This window comes from Pseudomonas syringae group sp. 243L2 (genome assembly GCF_032587875.1).
Taxonomy (GTDB): Bacteria; Pseudomonadota; Gammaproteobacteria; order Pseudomonadales; family Pseudomonadaceae; genus Aquipseudomonas; species Aquipseudomonas amygdali.
In genome coordinates this window covers 134,188-151,179 of sequence record NZ_JAWHPL010000010.1, presented here as the reverse complement: position 1 = coordinate 151,179, position 16,992 = coordinate 134,188, and the positions used below count along the sequence as shown (strand labels likewise).

The window sequence follows — 16,992 nt, the reverse complement described above, 5'->3', positions numbered from 1 at the left end:
CGAGAATCAATCATTGCAGGCGTTATGGCAGCTCGTGGCTGGCATAGAACGCGCTCAATACCTTGACCAGATGCGCCAGATCATGACTGCCAGCCAGTTCGCGAATCGAATGCATGGCGAACGTCGGCAGGCCGATGTCTACCGTGCGGATCCCCAAATGGCTGGCGGTGATTGGCCCGATAGTCGAGCCGCAGGCCATGTCGCTGCGCACCACGAAACTCTGCACCGGTACTTCTTCAGCCATGCACAGATGGCGGAAGAAACCGGCCGTTTCACTGTTGGTGGCGTAACGCTGGTTGCTGTTGACCTTGATCACCGGCCCGGCGTTGAGCTTGGGACCATGATTGGCGTCATGTTTTTCGGCGTAGTTGGGGTGTATGCCGTGGGCGTTGTCGGCCGATATCAACAGCGATTTCTGAATGGTCCGCACGTAGTCTTCGCTGCTCGGCAGCAGGCGCTGGACGATCTGCTCAAGCATTGCGCCGTCTGCGCCACAGGTCGACGACGAACCGACTTCTTCATGATCGGTGCATACCAGTAGAGCGGTTTCGTCACTTTCGCTGTTCAGCAGCGCTTGCATCCCGGCATAACACGACAGCAGGTTGTCCAGACGTGCGCCTGCCAGGAAGTCCCCATTAAGGCCGACAACGGCGGCACTCTGTGTGTCATAGAAACTCAGCTCGTAATCGAGCACCACGTCTGCATTCAGCCCGTGTTCGCGGGCCAGTTGATCAGTCAGAAGCGCACGGAAGTCCGCGCGTTCGTCGCCAGCCACTTGCGCGAGGATTGGCGGCAGTTCGTTTTGCGCATTGATCGCCCAACCTTCATTGGCAGTGCGGTTCAAGTGAATGGCCAGATTGGGAATCACGGCAATCGGCAGCTTGAAGTCGATTAACTGACTTTCAACCTTGCCATCGCGGCGGAAGGTGACGCGACCTGCCAGCGACAGATCACGGTCAAACCATGGTGCCAGCAGCGCGCCGCCGTAGACTTCGACGCCCAGTTGCCAGAAGCCCTGGCGTTGCAGTTCCGGTTGCGGTTTGACCCGCAGGCACGGGCTGTCCGTGTGTGCGCCAACCATGCGAATCCCGCCGGTGAGTGGCGACTGACGGCCCATGCGGAAGGCGACGATAGAGGAGTCATTACGGGTGACGAAGTAACGACCTCCAGTTTCTATTGCCCAGGTATCACGTTCATCCAGCCGCTGAAAACCCGCAGCTTCGAAGTGTTGCATGAGGGTGGCGGTGGCGTGGAACGGGGTGGGAGAAGCCTTCAGAAAATCGATGAGGCCGTTGTTCAACTCTGCGCGCATAAATAGCTCCAGACAGCAATGGCGCGAGTTTACCCCATTGGCTCAGCCGTTGCCGCTGCCACAGAAACGCTTTTCGACCGTGAAGGAGCCTGACGAAGTTGAGCCGGAAACCGGAGCCAAGGGCCTTGCTCACTTTGGTCCCTCAAAGTGAGTCGCCGAGGGGCGAAAAGGTGACTTGAGTCGACCCTAAATCCACCTGAAGTCGCAGAACCGCTGTGTGACGCGGAGCGTCACGAACTGCATGCCTACGCGGAGCGCAGGCACGATAGTCTAAGCTGACGCACAGCGCCGAGAGTAAAAGCGCTTTTCAACCGCGGTGGCACTGACGACGCAGAGTGCGACGTTAGTGACGGCTGAGTCCTGGCGCTGATCCGGGGGTAGCCTGGCAGGACGCCAGGCTAGCCGCACCGGGCCATGGATGGCCCGTTGCGGCGACCCCCGGATCAGTGACAGGGCGAAGGAACCCGACGAAGTCGGGCCGGAAACAGGAGCGGGGGGCTTTGGTTACTTTGGCCCCATCAAAGTAACTCGCCGAGGGGCGAAAAGGTGAGCTGAGTCGACCCTAAATCCACCTGAAGTCGCAGAACCGCTGTGTGACGCGGAGCGTCACGAACGGCATTACCATGCGGAGCGTGGGAGCGATAGTCAGAGCAGCTGTATGACGCGGAGCATCTGCACGATAGCCAGCGTGTCATTCAGATCAGAAAGGCGCGGGGCACTCAAAGGTCAACCGCTCGCCGGTGCCCGGATGGGTAAAGCTCAACATGCTGGCATGCAGGCACAGGCGCGGATACGCCGCCAGCGCTTCGGGGTGGGCATACAGACCATCGCCCAACAGCGGATGACCGATCGACAGCATGTGCACCCGCAGTTGGTGCGAGCGGCCGGTAATAGGGGTAAGTTCGACCCGACAGTAGGTGTCGTGACGTTCGACGACTTTCCAGAATGTCAGCGCGTGTTTGCCACCCTCGTGATCCACCACATGCCGGGGCTTGGTAGGCGGGTCGTAGCGTAACGGCAGGTCGATACTGCCGCTGTCCAGCGACGGCTGGCCCCAGCACAGTGCGGTGTAGGCTTTTTCGGTTTCGCGATCATGAAACTGACGCGACAGCTCGCGGTGCGTGTCGGCATCGCGGGCCAGCAGGATGATGCCCGACGTTTCCCAGTCCAGACGATGGACGATGCGGGCTTCGGGGAAGCCGTTTTCCTGCAGGCGGGTAATCAGGCAATCCTTGTTGTCATCGGCGCGGCCGGGGACGGAAAGCAGCAGGGTAGGCTTATCGATTACCAGAACGGCTGCGTCCTGATAAATGATGCGGATGTTCGACAACGGCATGCAACGGCCTCGAAACGCTAGAAACGCCAACAGCGGTAAGGGCGCAGCTTCCTGAGAAGTGCGCCGATACCGCCGCGAGCGACTGCCTGATCAGCGATCTGGCAGGGTGATATTGAGTTCCAGAATCGAGCAGCTGCCTTGGCTTTCCAAAGCGACCTGAACTTGATCGGACTCGATATTGACGTATTTACGGATCACTTCCACCAGCTCTTTCTGCAGTGCAGGAAGGTAGTCCGGCGTACTGCGCTGGCCGCGTTCGTGCGCAACGATGATCTGCAGACGCTCTTTCGCTACCGAGGCCGTGCTTTCTTTTTTGCGGTCACGAAAGAAGTCAAAAATATTCATTAATTACCCCCGAACAGACGTTCAAAGAATCCTTTCTTCTGCACATCCAGGAAGCGATGTTCCCGGTCTTTGCCCAGCAGGCGGTCAACGGCATCGCTATAGGCCTGGCCAGCATCGCTCTGGTCATCGAGGATGACCGGCACGCCTTGGTTGGAGGCTTTCAGGACAGCCTGGGATTCGGGGATCACGCCGAGCAGGGTAACAGCAAGGATTTCCTTGACGTCTTCCACACCAAGCATTTCGCCCTTGCTGACACGCTCAGGGTTGTAGCGAGTCAGCAGCAGGTGTTCCTTGATCGGGTCTTCGCCGCGTTCGGCACGACGTGATTTGCTGGCCAGCAGGCCCAGCATACGGTCGGAGTCACGCACAGAGGATACTTCGGGGTTGGTCACGACGATCGCTTCATCGGCGAAATACATGGCCAGGTGAGCACCGGTCTCGATACCTGCCGGCGAATCGCAGACGATGTATTCGAACGATTCCTTCAGCTCCATGAGGACTTTTTCAACGCCCTCCTTGGTCAGTGCTTCCTTGTCACGGGTCTGGCTGGCAGCCAGCACGTACAGGCCTTCGATCTTCTTGTCCTTGATCAGCGCCTGTTGGAGGTTGGCTTCGCCATTGACCACGTTGACGAAGTCATACACGACCCGACGCTCGCAACCCATGATCAGGTCGAGGTTACGCAGGCCGACGTCGAAGTCGACGATGACTGTCTTGTGACCACGCAATGCGAGACCGGTACCGATAGCGGCGCTGGTGGTGGTCTTGCCCACACCACCCTTGCCGGATGTAACAACGAGAATCTTGGCCAAGGTGTATCACCCCTAGAGGAAAAGGACATTAAGTCCCTGAAGAGCATCTCCTGGCGCCGCGCCCGTCGAAGCATTGTGTCAATTCTGGGGTCTGATTCCGGAAAGGTAGCGTTAAGCTATTACTTTCAACTCATATACCCGCTGAAAAGCAGTGCTTGTCAGAACTTCCTGCCGCCTTCACGACGGTTTTGCGACGAATCAGAGATACTTTGAAAATTGCGGCAGTATCCGTTAAAGACGAATGATGTTCAACACATCACCTGACAGGCTGACCTGGACCGGCGAGCCCCATAGAGGGTCCCTGCGCAAGTCCTCGGAAACCTTGTATTGCCCGGCAATCGAAATCAGCTCTGCACTCAACTGCTGACAGAAGATTCGTGCTTTCGTGTCGCCTTTTATTCCCGCCAGTGCCCTGCCGCGCATTGGGCCGTACACATGGATGTTTCCATCGGCCAGAAGTTCCGCACCGGGACTGACCGGCGCAACCACAACCAGATCGCCGCCCTGGGCATAAATCTGCTGACCGCCGCGCACCGGAGCGGTTATCACGCGGGTCGGCTTGATGAGCGGTTCGGGTGGTTTTTCCGGGATCTTTTTCGGCGCTTCGACTTCAACCGGGTCGATTACGCGCTCACGTGCGCCGGACGGCGGCAGCACCGGAAGATCAACGGCAATGGCTGCAGCGATGTCTTCGATGCGGTTGGCACGGATCGCCAGGGTGCGCAGACCGTGCTGGCGACAGATACGCACCAGCCCGGGGAGATCCACCGGGCCTTCGTTCGGCGCGAGTTTGTCCAGAGCCAGGATCAACGGCGTATTGCTGAAGAAGTTGGGGGCTTGTGCCACTTTCGCCGCCAGTTGCCTGTCGAGCGCTTCAAGGTTGGTCCGGGCCAGCTCCATCACAGTGATGGCGAGCATGCTGCCCTTGAGCTGAAATACAGGTTCCGGGTTTTGCGATTCAATCTGGCTCATGGTTGATATACACAACAGCTTGTCGCTAAAAGTGCCGAGACTTATAGCGAGAACGCCCGCGAGCCGCAAGCAGGTAGAACCGTTGTAGAATGCGCGGCCTTTGTTCTGACGGAAGCCCAAATGGATCGCCCACGCTTTAAAGCCAGTTTCCTTCACCCCCGTTTCTGGCCTTTGTGGCTGGGGTTGGGGCTTTTATGGCTGGTTGTCCAGTTGCCGTTTCGCGCCCTGCTGGCCATCGGTCGGGCATTGGGTGCGGTCATGTACCGAGTGGCCACTGATCGAAAAAATATCGCGTCACGCAATCTTGAGCTGTGTTTTCCTCATTTGTCCGCCGCCGAGCGCAAGCGTCTGCTCAAGGAAAACTTCGCCTCCACCGGGATCGCCTTCTTCGAGATGGCCATGAGCTGGTGGTGGTCGAAAAAACGTCTGGCCAGACTTGCTCATATCGAAGGGCTCGAGCACCTGCAGAATGCTCAGGAGAAAGGCGAGGGCGTGATTCTGATGGCGCTGCACTTCACCACGCTGGAGATCGGTGCGGCACTGCTGGGCCAGCAACACACCATCGACGGCATGTACCGCGAACACAAGAGCCCACTGTTCGATTTCGTCCAGCGTCGCGGACGCGAGCGGCACAACCTTGATTCGCTGGCTGTCGAGCGCGATGACGTGCGCGGCATGCTCAAGTTGCTGCGTGCCGGCCGGGCCATCTGGTATGCACCGGATCAGGACTATGGCGCTAAACAGAGCATCTTTGTGCCGCTGTTCGGCATTCAGGCCGCGACCGTGACCGCTACCAGCAAATTTGCGCGTCTGGGCCGTGCTCAAGTGGTGCCGTTCACTCAGCAGCGTCTGGCTGACGGTAGCGGTTACAGGCTGGTGATTCACCCACCGCTGCAGGATTTTCCGGGTGAAAGCGACGAAGCCGATTGCTTGCGTATCAATCAATGGGTAGAAAGTGCTATCACTGAATGCCCGGAACAGTATCTTTGGGCGCATCGGCGCTTCAAGAGTCGACCGGCTGGCGAACCGAAGCTATATAACAAACGTAGATAAAAAGCGTCGTTGACCATCGAGGCCAGTTGTAGATGCCAGATACCGCAGTAGTGACCCAGGCTGTAACCGAAGTCGAGCCCGTGACCGGGCTTATTTTGTCAGGTGGCGGTGCGCGTGCTGCGTATCAGGTTGGCGTACTTGCAGGCATTGCCGACTTGCTGCCGCCCGGTTCTCCCAATCCCTTTCCGGTCATTGTCGGTACGTCAGCCGGGGCAATCAACGCGGTGAAACTGGCCAGCGGCGCGCTGCACTTTCGCATTGCCATTCACCAGTTGACCGAATTCTGGCAGTCGTTCCGCAGCCATCAGGTGCTGCGCAGCGATTGGTCTGGTGTGATTCATCAGGCCAGCCGTTTTTTTGGCCGCAGCCTGATGGGCTTCGGGCGAAATATCCCGGTTGCCTTACTCAACAGCTCGCCTCTGCGTGAACTGCTCAATGAGCGGCTGGACCTGTCCGGGATCGAGGCCGCCATTGATGCCCATCACCTGCGCGCCGTGGCGGTAACAGCTTTTGGCTATGAATCAGGGCAGGCAGTCACGTTCTATCAGGGCCGCGGCACCATCGAGCCCTGGCTGCGTCATCGACGTATCGGCCGTCCGACTCAACTGACCGTGGATCACCTGCTTGCCAGTTCAGCCATTCCCTTGCTGTTCGCCCCCGTAATGCTGGATCAGGAATACTTTGGTGACGGTGCCGTGCGTCAGTCGGCACCGATCAGTCCGGCGCTGCACCTGGGTGCCAATCGTGTTCTGGTCGTAGGCGTGAGTGGCAATCCGCGCGGGCTGAAAACCGAAAGGCCGGCACCGCGTGCGCCAATCGGCATACAGCCAAGTCTGGCGCAGATCAGCGGCCACATGCTCAACAGCACCTTCATCGATAATCTGGAAAGCGATATCGAGTTGCTGGAGCGCTTGAACATGGCCAGCGCGTTGCTGCCTTGCGATCAGATCAAGCAGCCGGGTATGGAGCCGGTGGAAGTGCTGGTGATTTCCCCAAGCCGCCCGCTGGACGAAATCGCTGCCCGGCACCGCCGTGAACTTCCGCCTGCATTGCGCACGTTCCTGCGCGGGCCGGGCGCGACCAAAAGCAGTGGCGCCAGTGTCCTGAGCTATCTGTTGTTCGAATCGGGTTATTGCAGCGAACTGATCGAATTGGGCCGACACGATGCGATTGCCCAAGGTGCGGAATTGAAAAGGTTCCTGCGCCTCACATGACGCCTCCACGGCAGGAGCGAATCCTGCCGTGGGACGCGCTTCTACCTCAGTCGCCGAACCTGCAGGTTGCCACAAGGCGGGCCGCTCAATTGCTCTCCGGTTTCGAGGCTGAACACCGAGAAGTGCAGGGGACAGGTAATGGATCGGCGTTTCTCGTTGACCACTCCATGCTCCAGCCACCCCTCACGATGCGGGCAACTACTCGGTACCAGGTATTGCTCCTGGCCGATATGCACGGTGAACGTGTCGGGACGACGAAACTCAGCAGGCTCGTTCAAGGTTGGCCTCCTTGTTGAAGTGCTTGAGTCGGCGAGCTTTCTCTACGGCCAGGTCGAATGCCAGATTGGTGATCTCGCGCCCCATGCAGATGCCTCGCCAGGCTTTCACCGGGTCCAGATCACCGCTGACGTCCATGGCCTTGAGCAGGCGCTGCCCCTCGATGGCATGGAAAACGTCGATATGAACGTGTTCGGAGTAGTAGGTATGAGCCTGGATCTGCAATCGCTCGCAGAGCTGGGTGTAACACTCGAAAAAGAACGGCACCACGGTCTCGAAGTAGGTAATGACCCCGGCAAACCATGATGGATCATCCGCGCGCATGGCCAGCCAGCAGAACATGTTGGGAAAGGTGAAACCGGCACTGGAGTTGGCCTCCACGTAGAATTGCAGGTCCAGCGGCATGTCCAGTTCGCGCAGCAGGTCCTGATACAGCGTGGTATGCGAGCGCTTGAGGTTTCCCGAGCCAAACTCGTCGATCATCATGCGCAGCATGGGCATTTGCGCGGGCAGGCTGAGCCTGGGCATCAGATGATAGAAAACCTGCGCTTCGGTCAGACCATCCAGCGCAAACTCCTGAACCAGAATCCGAAACTCATCGAGCGTCATGTCGCTGCCGACATAGTGCGCGCTGGGCGGTACTTCGCTGCTCTCCAGTTCGACCAGTTCGGCCAGCATCCTGCGCAGACCAGCAAGATCACCAGGAACATCCGCGGTCATGCTGCGTTCGATGGCGTCGTCGATCCAGCGCTGCTCAAATGTCAGAAGCTCCTGTGGGATAGGCACGAGCTTTTCGATAAGCGCACGATTGGCCAGAAACAGTTGCTTTTGCATGTTTTCCATTAAGCAGCCTCCTCGGTCATAACCCGGTCGCTGTCGATCACGCCACGCGCTTTAAGCTCGCGCTTGACCTGGGCGTACCAGTCGGACGCACTCAGCAGATACCGTTCATTGAGCGTCGCGATTTCCTGACTGAGCGCTGGCTGTTGGCGGTCAGCCGCTTGCCGACAGAGCCGCGGTTCCAGGTTGGCGAGGGACACCACATTGCCGTCGGACTCCAGTTCGCCAGCCAGCTGCATTTCCCAGCCGATAAAGTAGTCGACGCCCTGTTGCCGAATGGCATCCACCTGATCCTGCGAGCGGGACATGGACGGCGAGTCCTTGAGACCAATCACTCTGGGTAACTGCGCGATGGCCTCGAGGGTGGCGAAGGTCTTTTCGTTGCCTGACAGGGCGGCCTCGTTGTACATGAAGATATCCAGATGCGTCGCGTCATGAATGGTCTGGTAATGGTCGATGATCACCTGCTGACTGATACCGGGTGTAAACGGCGAGGTGAACATCACCGCTTGCGCGCCGGCATCCTGAGCCATCAGGGCAAAGTCCAGTACCTCCTGCGTCGAACCGCGCTCAATCCCGGCGATGACCAGCTTGTCGCCTGCGTAGCGTAGGGTCAGCTCCAGCATCTGTAGCCATTGCTGACGCGACAGCCGCCAGCCTTCTCCGGAGGTCAGGCATGGAATGTAGCCGTCGACGTTGGCTGCGAGGCTGCTCAAAAGACGTTCAAGACTGGTTTCGCAGACCTGCGCCTGTTCGTTCAGAGGCGTTACCAGCGGCACCAGAATGGTTTTACCAGACATGTTCAAAGTCCTCGTTGCGGATCACCATGGCACTCGACTGGTCATAGAGACGTTGCAACATCTCCGGGAACGCAGGCTGTCTGACGGGGCTTTCGAACGGCTGCAGGAAAGGCTGCAGGACTTGCAGGCGCAGCAGCTCTGGATCATGGGTATAAAACGGGATTTCCTGCTCCAGTACCTGCGCCGCCAGCAGTTTCTTTTCGACGGGCAGGCCTTTGAGCAGTGTGTCCGTCGCGGCGCGCTGGAGTATGTGTTCGCTACAACCCTGGCGCTGGATGGCCATGTCAGTGTGCAGTACATCCATGAACGGGTAGTACACGTCCTGCAAGGCGCGGCTTTTCTTCCAGATGATGGCGTCGCAAATGCCTATCTGGGCGAAATTCATCTGCACGCTGCTTTCATAGAACCGGGAAAACAAACCCAGGGATTTTTCACGCACGCCGGGATCGGCGTGGTGCATGCCCATGAACACTGTTGCGTCGATCATTGGCAGGTCGAAGTCAGACATGGAAGTTCTCCAGGGCCTTTGCGATGACCTGAACGGCGGCCGCAAATTCTTCCGGTTTGCGTGCCAGCGCCAGACGTATGTAACGCTGGCCTTTTTCGGGCTGGCTCCAGTAGAAATATTTGCCCGGCAGTACGTACACGTCCCATTGCAACAGATAAGCCTGCAACTCATCGGCGTTAATGCCAGTGGGCAGAATCTCGAACCACGCCACGCTGGTGTCGATCATCGGCTCCACATACTGCAAAACCCGGCCTTCAAGACCCGCGCGGGCCATGCGGCGGTTGACGTCCAGCACCGAACGCACTGAGTTGAAGTCATCGTCCTTGCTGTCCTCGATGTAGCGGGTAACCACATTGAGGATGAATGGCGAGACGTTCAAAAGGACGCTGGTGACGATGCTATAGATATCGGCGTTGATGTCCTGGCTGGCCATGAGGGTGGCGCATTTGGTGTCTTGCAGCGGCCAGGTCTTGCCAGTGTCTTCCATGACCAGGTATTGCGTGCCGATATCGTCGAGAATCGCGTAGGCGTCCACGCGTTCCCGACCGGCCGCCTTGAAGAACGAGGCGAAACAGAAATCGAGTATCAGCAGTTTGTTGTAATCGCGGCAGTATCTGGCCACTTCGACGAACGTATCCGGTCCGTCGGCAAACAGGCTGGAACCGGTCGGGTTATTGGGGTCGACCAGAAAGATCGCATCCAGCCCGATGGCCGCTTTCTGCAAGTTTGCGTACACCTCGGTCGATGAGGTGAACAGGCTTTCATCGAGTGCCGACATAGGCACTTCCATGTGTTTCAAGAGATCGTGCAGGTTGTCGAAGCAAGGCTCGATCAACCCGACACTCATGTTCTGTTTGCGCAGGTAGGTCGCGGTGATGTGCATGGCGATGGACGCTGCGTAGACGAGATAGATTTCGTCGTGGCGTTTCAGCGCATGGTGCTGACCATGGAAGGTGAAAAAGGCATGAATGAAGGCCTGCTCACTCTGGTATTGGGTCTGGTTTTGCGCCTGGTACCACAGCTCGGGCAGGCTGGCGACGATAAGGCGCTGGGTATTGCTCTGGTCCTGATGAGTATGCGCATCGGCCAGGTTGAAACGGGTTTTCAGGGCAGAGATTTCGTGTTGGGTAATATCGTCCAGAACTGGAACCGCGTTCAAGGTGTCGATACCGGCATATAGACTGTTCATATCATTATCCCTATGGAGTCATTATTGTTTGGGGGGCAGCCGTCCTGGATATCCAGAGCGCCGAAGCAGATTTCCTTATTTTTGGCTGAAATAACACTGTACCTAAGTGCAAATAACAGAAGGTTATATTTCAAGGTGTTGACCTGTTCTTAGGTACAGTAGATTTACCCTTTGAAATACGCGATGCTTGACACTGGTTGTGCGGAGTGGAGTTTATAATGTCGAGCGGGTTTGAGTTTCAGTTAGCCAGTTACACTACGATGCCCGTTACGTTGCTGGAAACACTGTATTCCATGCGCAAGAAGATTTTTTCAGATCGTCTTGAATGGAAAGTTCGTGTGAGTCACGCATTTGAATTTGATGAATACGACAATGCCGCTACCACTTACCTTGTCGGAAGCTGGAAGGGGGTTCCGCTGGCCGGGCTAAGGCTGATCAACACCTGTGATCCCTACATGCTGGAAGGCCCATTCCGCAGTTTTTTTGACTGCGCTGCGCCCAAAAATGCCGCCATGGCGGAGTCGAGCAGGTTCTTTGTCGACACGGCTCGGGCACGCTCGTTGGGTATTCTGCACGCACCACTGACCGAAATGCTGCTGTTCTCCATGCACAACCATGCTGCGTTGTCCGGTTTGCAATCGATCATCACGGTGGTCAGCAAGGCAATGGCGCGGATCGTGCGCAAGTCCGGATGGGAGCACCATGTGCTGTCGACCGGTGAAGCATCGCCAGGCGAGACAGTGCTGCTGCTGGAGATGCCGGTGACGGCCGACAACCATCAGCGGCTGCTCGGGAATATTGCCCTCAGACAGCCTGTCACGGATGACCTGCTGCGTTGGCCGATAGCGCTTGGCGTATCAGGCTCCGCACCGCAAGCCTGCATGCACAGCGCTGCCTGAATCAGACCATGCCCATGTTGATGGCTTTGTAGACCGCCTGCTTGGCAGTGCGCACTTTGAGCTTGCTGGAGACATTGGACATGTGAAACTTCACAGTGCGTTCCGAGATGGAAAATATTTCAGCGATTTCGCTGTACGACTTGCCCATCGCCACCCATTTCAACACACCTGTTTCGCGGGTGGACAACTTGCACTGGGCGGGCTGCGGAAAGAGTTCATGGGGCGCTCGGGTCTTGATCAAACGGTCATGGAAGCGGATGAGGCTCATCTGGATATCGGCGGCTTTTTCGCGGATTCGCTGATCGAAATCGTTCTGCTGCCGGGCATTGCAAAGACTCAGTGCGGCAAAAAGCCCACTGGCATCGTGCAGGGTGAAAGTGGCCCCCGAGGACAGCTGATATTTGGCTGACCGCTTCAGGAAATCGTCGGTTTCGACGCCCTGAACAGCATTGCGGGCCTCTCTCCAGAAAAATGGCGTAATGCTATGCCAGGCATGTTTGATGATGGGATCAATGAGGTGATAGTTTGAGGCTACATAAGATTTCAGCCAGGAGTCTGGGTAATTGGACAAAATGACGGGTTTGACATTGCGCGTCTTGGGCGTGGAAAAGTAGGCGTAGGTAAAATCGCCAATGTGGTGCAGATCGTTTTCAAAGTCTTCGATCAGTTGACGGAGAGGGGCAGGGGCCCCGTTTATCTTCAACGGTGGGCAGTCAAGTTGGGCTTTCACGGTACGAACCTCCATGTAATACCTTGTTTATTGTTTTGTTCTCGGCCTGGCTGTACTCATTATCCGCATGTGTAATTTAAGTAGTACATGAAAACATGGACTACCTGTGTCTTTTGATTTTGAACACCGGTCAAGGCTGTAAAAAAGTGCGCTCGTCGAAGCATTTGCATACGAGCGCACGCGTGTTTGGGCGTTGGGCCCTGCACTGCGATCACGCACACCGGATGGGATTTTGTTGCGATTGCAATCATATTCTTCGTTCCATTAAGGTGCAAGGACGCTTGTCCGACAGCAAGGAGTAGTGATGAACAGCGCAAATGGCCACCAGTTGGCGCCGCAAACCCGGGTTGCAGCGCTGGCTTGCATGGAAAAGATTCAAGCGGCTGCGGGGCTTGCGCTGCGCGGGTGCTGTTCACCCCTGTTTGCGATGGCCGACATCGTCGAGCGTCTGACCCGAGACCCGTCTACCTCGCGGCGTATATCCGTGGTGCGAGCCAGCAAGCACATGGCCTGCGAACAGGAGGGCGTGCTCGCCAGCGCCTGGCCTTTGCGATTTGCTGCACAGGCCGGCAAGGTCGAATTGCCTCTGATCTACATGATCAGCAGCGAAACCTCGGCCGAACTGAGCGCGCTGGCATCGGAGTCATCCCAACGTGGAATTTTCTGCAACGACATCGAGACGTTGCCATCTCGCTGGCCCAAGGGCGCTCATCCGTGGCTGCCGTTGTGGCTCCTTTCAAACAGCAAGTGTCAGCCTTACGACCCTGCGGATGCTGCAGAGGCGCGGGCGATCACGCTGCACGCCTTGCACAGTCTGTATGTTGAAGGCCGGGCCGGTTTCTATTACATGGCGTTGCATGACGAATCCAATGATCAGGTCAGTGCGTTAAGCGAGACGCAGGCTGCGGCGGCTGTGCAAGGTATGTATCGGGTTGGCGATGTCGTTTCCGGCAACGACGGCCGTCGCGTGCGCCTGTTGGGTGCGGGCCTGGCCCTGCGGTCAGTACGTCAGGCGGCCAGCCTGCTCAAGGAGCACTGGAATGTCGATTGCGAAGTCTGGAGCTGCCCCAGCTATACCCGACTGGCGCGCGATGCCGGCTCGGGCCGACGCTGGAATCGTTTCCATCCCTTGAAGACCCCTCGGTCCTGGCACTTGCGTGATTGCCTCGGCGAAGGGCACGACGCCGTGGTGGCGGTCACCGGTTATCCGCAGGCCGTGGCCGAGCAACTGCGTGAACATGTCCCCGGACGGTTTGTTGCCTTGGGAGCCGATTCCGCTGCGCCGCAAGGTAAGCCTGCAATCAGCCCCGAGTGGATTGTCGTTCAGGCCCTGACCGCGCTTGCGGAGGGCGGGCAACTGAGCTACGAGCCGCTGAAACTCGCCCTGCAACGCTATCGGCTGGTCTGATGTCAGCTTTTACTGCCACTTTGTCGGGCTGCCAGTGCGGCACGCTCCAGCGCATCAGCAAACACGCGGCGCTGCGGGGCGTCGAATTGCGCCAGAAACAGCTCGTCGACCGCCGTTTCGTAGATCTGCCACATCTGTTTGCGCAGTGTCCGGCCCTTGTCGGTGATCGCTGCCACCGCGCCCCGGCCGTCGCTGTCGGATCTGTGGCGTTCCACCAGCCCTTCGCTTTCAAGGCGGTCGATGAGGCGGGTCAGGTTGTAGCGTTCGATGGCCATGACATCGGCCAGTTCATGCATGCGGCGCATGCCCTGAGGCCCGCTTTCCACACCCCAGAGCGCGTCATACCAAGCGTATGGGGGCAGCTCGGCCGCCGCCAGACGGCGTTCGATTTCGCGAATAAGACAGCGGTGCGCCCTGACGAATCTGAACCACGTATCCGGTTCGGCTGACGACATGAATCACCTTTGTCTGAAATTCTTGAGGGTTGCAATAGTAACCGAGCACGGGATAAATTCCGGCATGTGATTGCAATTGCAATCAGATTTTTCAAGGCAGACGCCTGTCCGGCGTCCACTGCCGCATCACAGTAGGAGACGACGATGGCACAGCAACCCCGGTTTCTTGACGAGGATCCGCAAGAAACCCGCGAATGGCTCGAATCGATTGAGTCGGTACTCAACAGTGAAGGGCGCCCGCGCGCGCACTACCTGATCGATCAGTTGCTGGACTTCGATGTCGCTCAACACGGCGATTTCTATGGTCGGGTCACGACGCCCTACGTCAACACCATTCCCAGCGACCGTCAGCAGCCTTATCCGGGTGACCTCCAGGTTGAAAAGCGTATCAACGCGTTCATCCGCTGGAACGCCCTGGCGATGGTACTGCGTGCCGGCAAGCATTCCGGTGTGGGCGGTCATATTGCCTCCTATGCGTCTGCCGCCGTGCTCTATGACGTGGGGTTCGATCACTTCTTCCGGGGCCGTACCGAGCAGTTCGCCGGCGATCTGGTCTACATCCAGGGCCATTCTTCGCCGGGCATTTACGGCAGGGCGTACCTGGAAGGTCGCCTGAGCGAAGAGCAACTGGACAACTTCCGTCGCGAAACGGATCGCGATGGCATCTCGTCCTATCCGCACCCGCGCCTGATGCCGGACTTCTGGCAGTTCCCTACTGTTTCAATGGGGCTTGGGCCAATCACGGCGGCGTATCAGGCGCGTTTCATGCGTTACCTGGAAAATCGCGGGCTCAAGGAGCATCAGGGGCGCAAGGTCTGGGCTTTTCTCGGCGATGGCGAAATGGACCAGCCCGAGTCTCAGGCGGCCATTGCGCTGGCCGGGCGCGAAAAGCTCGACAACATCATCTTCGTGGTCAACTGCAACCTGCAGCGTCTCGACGGCCCGGTGCGTGGTAACAGCAAGGTCATTCAGGAATTCGAAAGCCTGTATCGCGCCGCTGGCTGGAACGTAATCAAGGTCATCTGGGGCAGTGGCTGGGATGCGCTGCTGGAGAAGGACAAGAGCGGGCTGCTGCGTCAGCGCATGATGGAATGCGTGGACGGCGAGTACCAGAACTACAAATCCCAGAACGGCGCCTACGTGCGTGAGCATTTCTTCGGCAAGTACCCTGAGTTGCTGGAGCTGGTCAGCGACATGAGCGACGACGATATCTGGAAGCTCTCGCGGGGCGGGCACGATCCGGAAAAAGTCTACAACGCCTACGCTGCCGCAATGCGTCACAAGGGCGGGCCGACCGTGATTCTGGCCAAGACCGTCAAGGGTTTCGGCATGGGCGAGGCGGGCGAGGGGCAGAACATCAACCACCAGTTGAAGAAGCTCGGGGCAGAGGCGATCAAGGCCTTCCGCGACCGTTTCTCTCTGGACATCACCGATGATCAACTGGGCGACATGCCTTATCTGAAACCCGCCGAGGGCAGCACCGAAGCACTGTACCTCAAGGCCCGCCGTGCTCAGCTGGGCGGGTACATTCCGGCGCGTTTCAGTGACGCGGCCACCTTGCAGGTTCCACCGCTTTCGGTGCTGGATACCCAGCTGAAAAGCACCGGCGATCGCGGTATATCGACGACCATGGCCTTTGTGCGCATCCTCTCGACGCTGCTCAAGGACCCGAACATCGGCAAGTTGATCGTGCCGATTGTGCCGGACGAGTCGCGAACCTTTGGTATGGAGAACCTGTTCCGCCAGATCGGCATCCATTCCCATGTCGGTCAGTTGTACACGCCACAGGATGCAGGGCAACTGAGCTACTACAAGGAAAGCACCGACGGGCAGATCATGCAGGAAGGGCTGAATGAGTCCGGCGCCATTTCCTCGTGGATTGCCGCCAGTACGTCCTACGCCAACCATGGCGTGATGACCGTGCCGTTCTATATCTTCTATTCGATGTTCGGTTTCCAGCGTGTGGGCGATCTGGCCTGGGCGGCGGGTGATGCCCGGGCCAGGGGCTTTCTGCTGGGGGCCACCTCAGGTCGGACCACGCTGATGGGCGAGGGCCTGCAGCATGATGACGGGCACAGCCACGTGATGTCGTCGACGATACCGTGCTGTGTGTCTTATGACCCGACGTTTGCCTTTGAGCTGGCGGTGATCATTCAGGATGGCATGCGCCGCATGTTTGCCGAAAATGAGGACATTTATTACTACATCACCTTGCTCAACGAGAACTACCCGCACCCTGATCTGCCCGAGGGCGCCGAAGCCGGCATTATCAAGGGCATGTATCCATTGCAGGCCAGTGCATCGGTCAACTCCGGCAAGCACGTGCAGTTGATGGGCTGCGGGTCGATCCTTCTGGAAGTCATCGCGGCCGCCAGATTGCTGGAGGACGACTTTGGTGTGAGCAGTGACATCTGGAGTGTTACCAGCCTCACCGAGCTGCGCCGTGAAGGCCAGGACGTCGAGCGCTGGAACCTGCTGCACCCTGAGCAGGAGCCGCGCCTGAGCTATGTTGAAAGCTGTCTCGCCGACAGGGAAGGGCCGGTCGTCGTGGCAACGGATTACATGAAGATCTTCGCTGACCAGATCCGCCCATTCGTCCCACTGCGTCGTTTCGTGGCGCTGGGTACGGATGGTTTTGGTCAGTCCGATACTCGTGAATCGCTGCGTCATTTCTTCGAGGTGGACCGTTACTTCGTGGCAGTGGCTGCGCTCAAGGCGCTGGCCGATGACGGCAAGGTCGAGCGTAAGGTCGTGGCCCAGGCCATCGAACGCTACAAGATCGACCCAGGCAAGCAGAACCCTGTGCTGGTCTGAGTTGCGCTCGTCTCTGTCACGAGACAGTA

17 protein-coding genes are annotated in these 16,992 nt (G+C 58.0%); 5 read left to right on the top strand and 12 right to left on the bottom strand.

The window, feature by feature from the left end; genetic code table 11:
- Positions 1–22: 22 nt before the first annotated feature.
- From RYB66_RS04610 to minC, 5 genes are all read right to left on the bottom strand, one after another.
- Complete coding sequence (locus RYB66_RS04610; RefSeq protein WP_010202250.1) at positions 23–1,312, bottom strand: M18 family aminopeptidase; 1,290 nt, start codon at positions 1,310–1,312, stop codon at positions 23–25.
- Positions 1,313–2,012: 700 nt separating this feature from the next.
- A complete protein-coding gene (locus RYB66_RS04605) occupies positions 2,013–2,648 on the bottom strand; it encodes an RluA family pseudouridine synthase (protein ID WP_004657795.1) in 636 nt (211 codons plus the stop codon).
- Positions 2,649–2,738: 90 nt separating this feature from the next.
- The gene (gene minE / locus RYB66_RS04600) at positions 2,739–2,993 is read right to left on the bottom strand and encodes a cell division topological specificity factor MinE (protein WP_002552653.1); all 255 of its coding nucleotides are present in this window, start codon (positions 2,991–2,993) and stop codon (positions 2,739–2,741) included.
- Positions 2,993–3,805 (bottom strand): septum site-determining protein MinD, encoded by an 813-nt coding sequence (gene minD / locus RYB66_RS04595; RefSeq protein ID WP_002552654.1) that lies wholly within the window; start codon positions 3,803–3,805, stop codon positions 2,993–2,995. Before minD ends, minE begins: the two co-directional genes overlap by 1 nt.
- Positions 3,806–4,036: 231 nt before the next feature.
- Positions 4,037–4,777, bottom strand: a complete 741-nt coding sequence (minC, locus tag RYB66_RS04590; protein ID WP_005743828.1) for a septum site-determining protein MinC — start codon at positions 4,775–4,777, stop codon at positions 4,037–4,039.
- A gap of 120 nt (positions 4,778–4,897) precedes the next feature.
- Here minC and RYB66_RS04585 point away from each other — a divergent pair, with 120 nt between their 5' ends.
- Complete coding sequence (locus RYB66_RS04585; RefSeq protein ID WP_002552656.1) at positions 4,898–5,830, top strand: lipid A biosynthesis lauroyl acyltransferase; 933 nt, start codon at positions 4,898–4,900, stop codon at positions 5,828–5,830.
- Positions 5,831–5,862: 32 nt separating this feature from the next.
- Positions 5,863–7,044 carry a patatin-like phospholipase family protein gene (locus tag RYB66_RS04580; RefSeq protein ID WP_316886532.1) on the top strand — a complete coding sequence of 394 codons (1,182 nt, stop codon included), beginning with the start codon at positions 5,863–5,865 and terminating at the stop codon, positions 7,042–7,044.
- Positions 7,045–7,085: 41 nt separating this feature from the next.
- Here RYB66_RS04580 and RYB66_RS04575 read toward each other — a convergent pair whose 3' ends face one another.
- The 5 genes from RYB66_RS04575 to RYB66_RS04555 are packed head-to-tail and all read right to left on the bottom strand — an operon-like array spanning position 7,086 to position 10,657.
- Positions 7,086–7,322: a Rieske (2Fe-2S) protein gene (locus RYB66_RS04575; RefSeq protein WP_002552658.1), complete on the bottom strand. Its 237-nt coding sequence runs from the start codon at positions 7,320–7,322 to the stop codon at positions 7,086–7,088.
- The gene (locus tag RYB66_RS04570; protein ID WP_005782167.1) at positions 7,306–8,163 is read right to left on the bottom strand and encodes an iron-containing redox enzyme family protein; all 858 of its coding nucleotides are present in this window, start codon (positions 8,161–8,163) and stop codon (positions 7,306–7,308) included. Before RYB66_RS04570 ends, RYB66_RS04575 begins: the two co-directional genes overlap by 17 nt.
- A complete protein-coding gene (locus tag RYB66_RS04565; protein ID WP_316886533.1) occupies positions 8,163–8,960 on the bottom strand; it encodes a dihydrodipicolinate synthase family protein in 798 nt (265 codons plus the stop codon). Before RYB66_RS04565 ends, RYB66_RS04570 begins: the two co-directional genes overlap by 1 nt.
- Positions 8,950–9,468 carry a DUF6190 family protein gene (locus tag RYB66_RS04560; protein ID WP_316886534.1) on the bottom strand — a complete coding sequence of 173 codons (519 nt, stop codon included), beginning with the start codon at positions 9,466–9,468 and terminating at the stop codon, positions 8,950–8,952. The genes RYB66_RS04565 and RYB66_RS04560 overlap by 11 nt, the downstream gene beginning before the upstream one ends.
- Positions 9,461–10,657 carry an aminotransferase class I/II-fold pyridoxal phosphate-dependent enzyme gene (locus tag RYB66_RS04555; protein ID WP_316886535.1) on the bottom strand — a complete coding sequence of 399 codons (1,197 nt, stop codon included), beginning with the start codon at positions 10,655–10,657 and terminating at the stop codon, positions 9,461–9,463. The genes RYB66_RS04560 and RYB66_RS04555 overlap by 8 nt, the downstream gene beginning before the upstream one ends.
- Positions 10,658–10,875: 218 nt before the next feature.
- Between RYB66_RS04555 and RYB66_RS04550 the strand changes: the two genes are divergently transcribed.
- Positions 10,876–11,556 (top strand): acyl-homoserine-lactone synthase, encoded by a 681-nt coding sequence (locus RYB66_RS04550; RefSeq protein WP_316886536.1) that lies wholly within the window; start codon positions 10,876–10,878, stop codon positions 11,554–11,556.
- A 1-nt stretch (position 11,557) separates the two neighbouring features.
- Here RYB66_RS04550 and RYB66_RS04545 read toward each other — a convergent pair whose 3' ends face one another.
- Positions 11,558–12,301: a helix-turn-helix transcriptional regulator gene (locus RYB66_RS04545; RefSeq protein ID WP_005782179.1), complete on the bottom strand. Its 744-nt coding sequence runs from the start codon at positions 12,299–12,301 to the stop codon at positions 11,558–11,560.
- A 289-nt stretch (positions 12,302–12,590) separates the two neighbouring features.
- On the opposite strand from RYB66_RS04545, the gene RYB66_RS04540 reads away from it, so the two are divergent.
- Complete coding sequence (locus RYB66_RS04540) at positions 12,591–13,694, top strand: transketolase-like TK C-terminal-containing protein (protein WP_002552665.1); 1,104 nt, start codon at positions 12,591–12,593, stop codon at positions 13,692–13,694.
- Positions 13,695–13,696: 2 nt separating this feature from the next.
- Here RYB66_RS04540 and RYB66_RS04535 read toward each other — a convergent pair whose 3' ends face one another.
- Positions 13,697–14,149, bottom strand: coding sequence for a MarR family winged helix-turn-helix transcriptional regulator (locus RYB66_RS04535; protein WP_004657820.1), 453 nt, complete (start codon positions 14,147–14,149; stop codon positions 13,697–13,699).
- 144 nt (positions 14,150–14,293) lie between these two features.
- Here RYB66_RS04535 and aceE point away from each other — a divergent pair, with 144 nt between their 5' ends.
- Entirely contained in the window at positions 14,294–16,963 is a 2,670-nt protein-coding gene (gene aceE / locus RYB66_RS04530) for a pyruvate dehydrogenase (acetyl-transferring), homodimeric type (RefSeq protein ID WP_316893907.1), read from the top strand.
- The last annotated feature ends 29 nt before the right edge of the window (positions 16,964–16,992 follow it).

What these genes read in the sequence shown, in the direction of transcription:
- RYB66_RS04585 (WP_002552656.1), top strand. Translation starts at nt 4,898, where the DNA reads ATGGATCGCCCACGCTTTAAAGCCAGTTTCCTTCACCCCCGTTTCTGG.
- RYB66_RS04540 (WP_002552665.1), top strand. Translation starts at nt 12,591, where the DNA reads ATGAACAGCGCAAATGGCCACCAGTTGGCGCCGCAAACCCGGGTTGCA.
- RYB66_RS04570 (WP_005782167.1), bottom strand. Translation starts at nt 8,163, where the DNA reads ATGGAAAACATGCAAAAGCAACTGTTTCTGGCCAATCGTGCGCTTATC.
- RYB66_RS04560 (WP_316886534.1), bottom strand. Translation starts at nt 9,468, where the DNA reads ATGTCTGACTTCGACCTGCCAATGATCGACGCAACAGTGTTCATGGGC.
- RYB66_RS04545 (WP_005782179.1), bottom strand. Translation starts at nt 12,301, where the DNA reads ATGGAGGTTCGTACCGTGAAAGCCCAACTTGACTGCCCACCGTTGAAG.
- RYB66_RS04535 (WP_004657820.1), bottom strand. Translation starts at nt 14,149, where the DNA reads ATGTCGTCAGCCGAACCGGATACGTGGTTCAGATTCGTCAGGGCGCAC.
- RYB66_RS04610 (WP_010202250.1), bottom strand. Translation starts at nt 1,312, where the DNA reads ATGCGCGCAGAGTTGAACAACGGCCTCATCGATTTTCTGAAGGCTTCT.
- aceE (WP_316893907.1), top strand. Translation starts at nt 14,294, where the DNA reads ATGGCACAGCAACCCCGGTTTCTTGACGAGGATCCGCAAGAAACCCGC.
- RYB66_RS04565 (WP_316886533.1), bottom strand. Translation starts at nt 8,960, where the DNA reads ATGTCTGGTAAAACCATTCTGGTGCCGCTGGTAACGCCTCTGAACGAA.
- minE (WP_002552653.1), bottom strand. Translation starts at nt 2,993, where the DNA reads ATGAATATTTTTGACTTCTTTCGTGACCGCAAAAAAGAAAGCACGGCC.
- RYB66_RS04605 (WP_004657795.1), bottom strand. Translation starts at nt 2,648, where the DNA reads ATGCCGTTGTCGAACATCCGCATCATTTATCAGGACGCAGCCGTTCTG.
- RYB66_RS04550 (WP_316886536.1), top strand. Translation starts at nt 10,876, where the DNA reads ATGTCGAGCGGGTTTGAGTTTCAGTTAGCCAGTTACACTACGATGCCC.
- minC (WP_005743828.1), bottom strand. Translation starts at nt 4,777, where the DNA reads ATGAGCCAGATTGAATCGCAAAACCCGGAACCTGTATTTCAGCTCAAG.
- RYB66_RS04580 (WP_316886532.1), top strand. Translation starts at nt 5,863, where the DNA reads ATGCCAGATACCGCAGTAGTGACCCAGGCTGTAACCGAAGTCGAGCCC.
- RYB66_RS04555 (WP_316886535.1), bottom strand. Translation starts at nt 10,657, where the DNA reads ATGAACAGTCTATATGCCGGTATCGACACCTTGAACGCGGTTCCAGTT.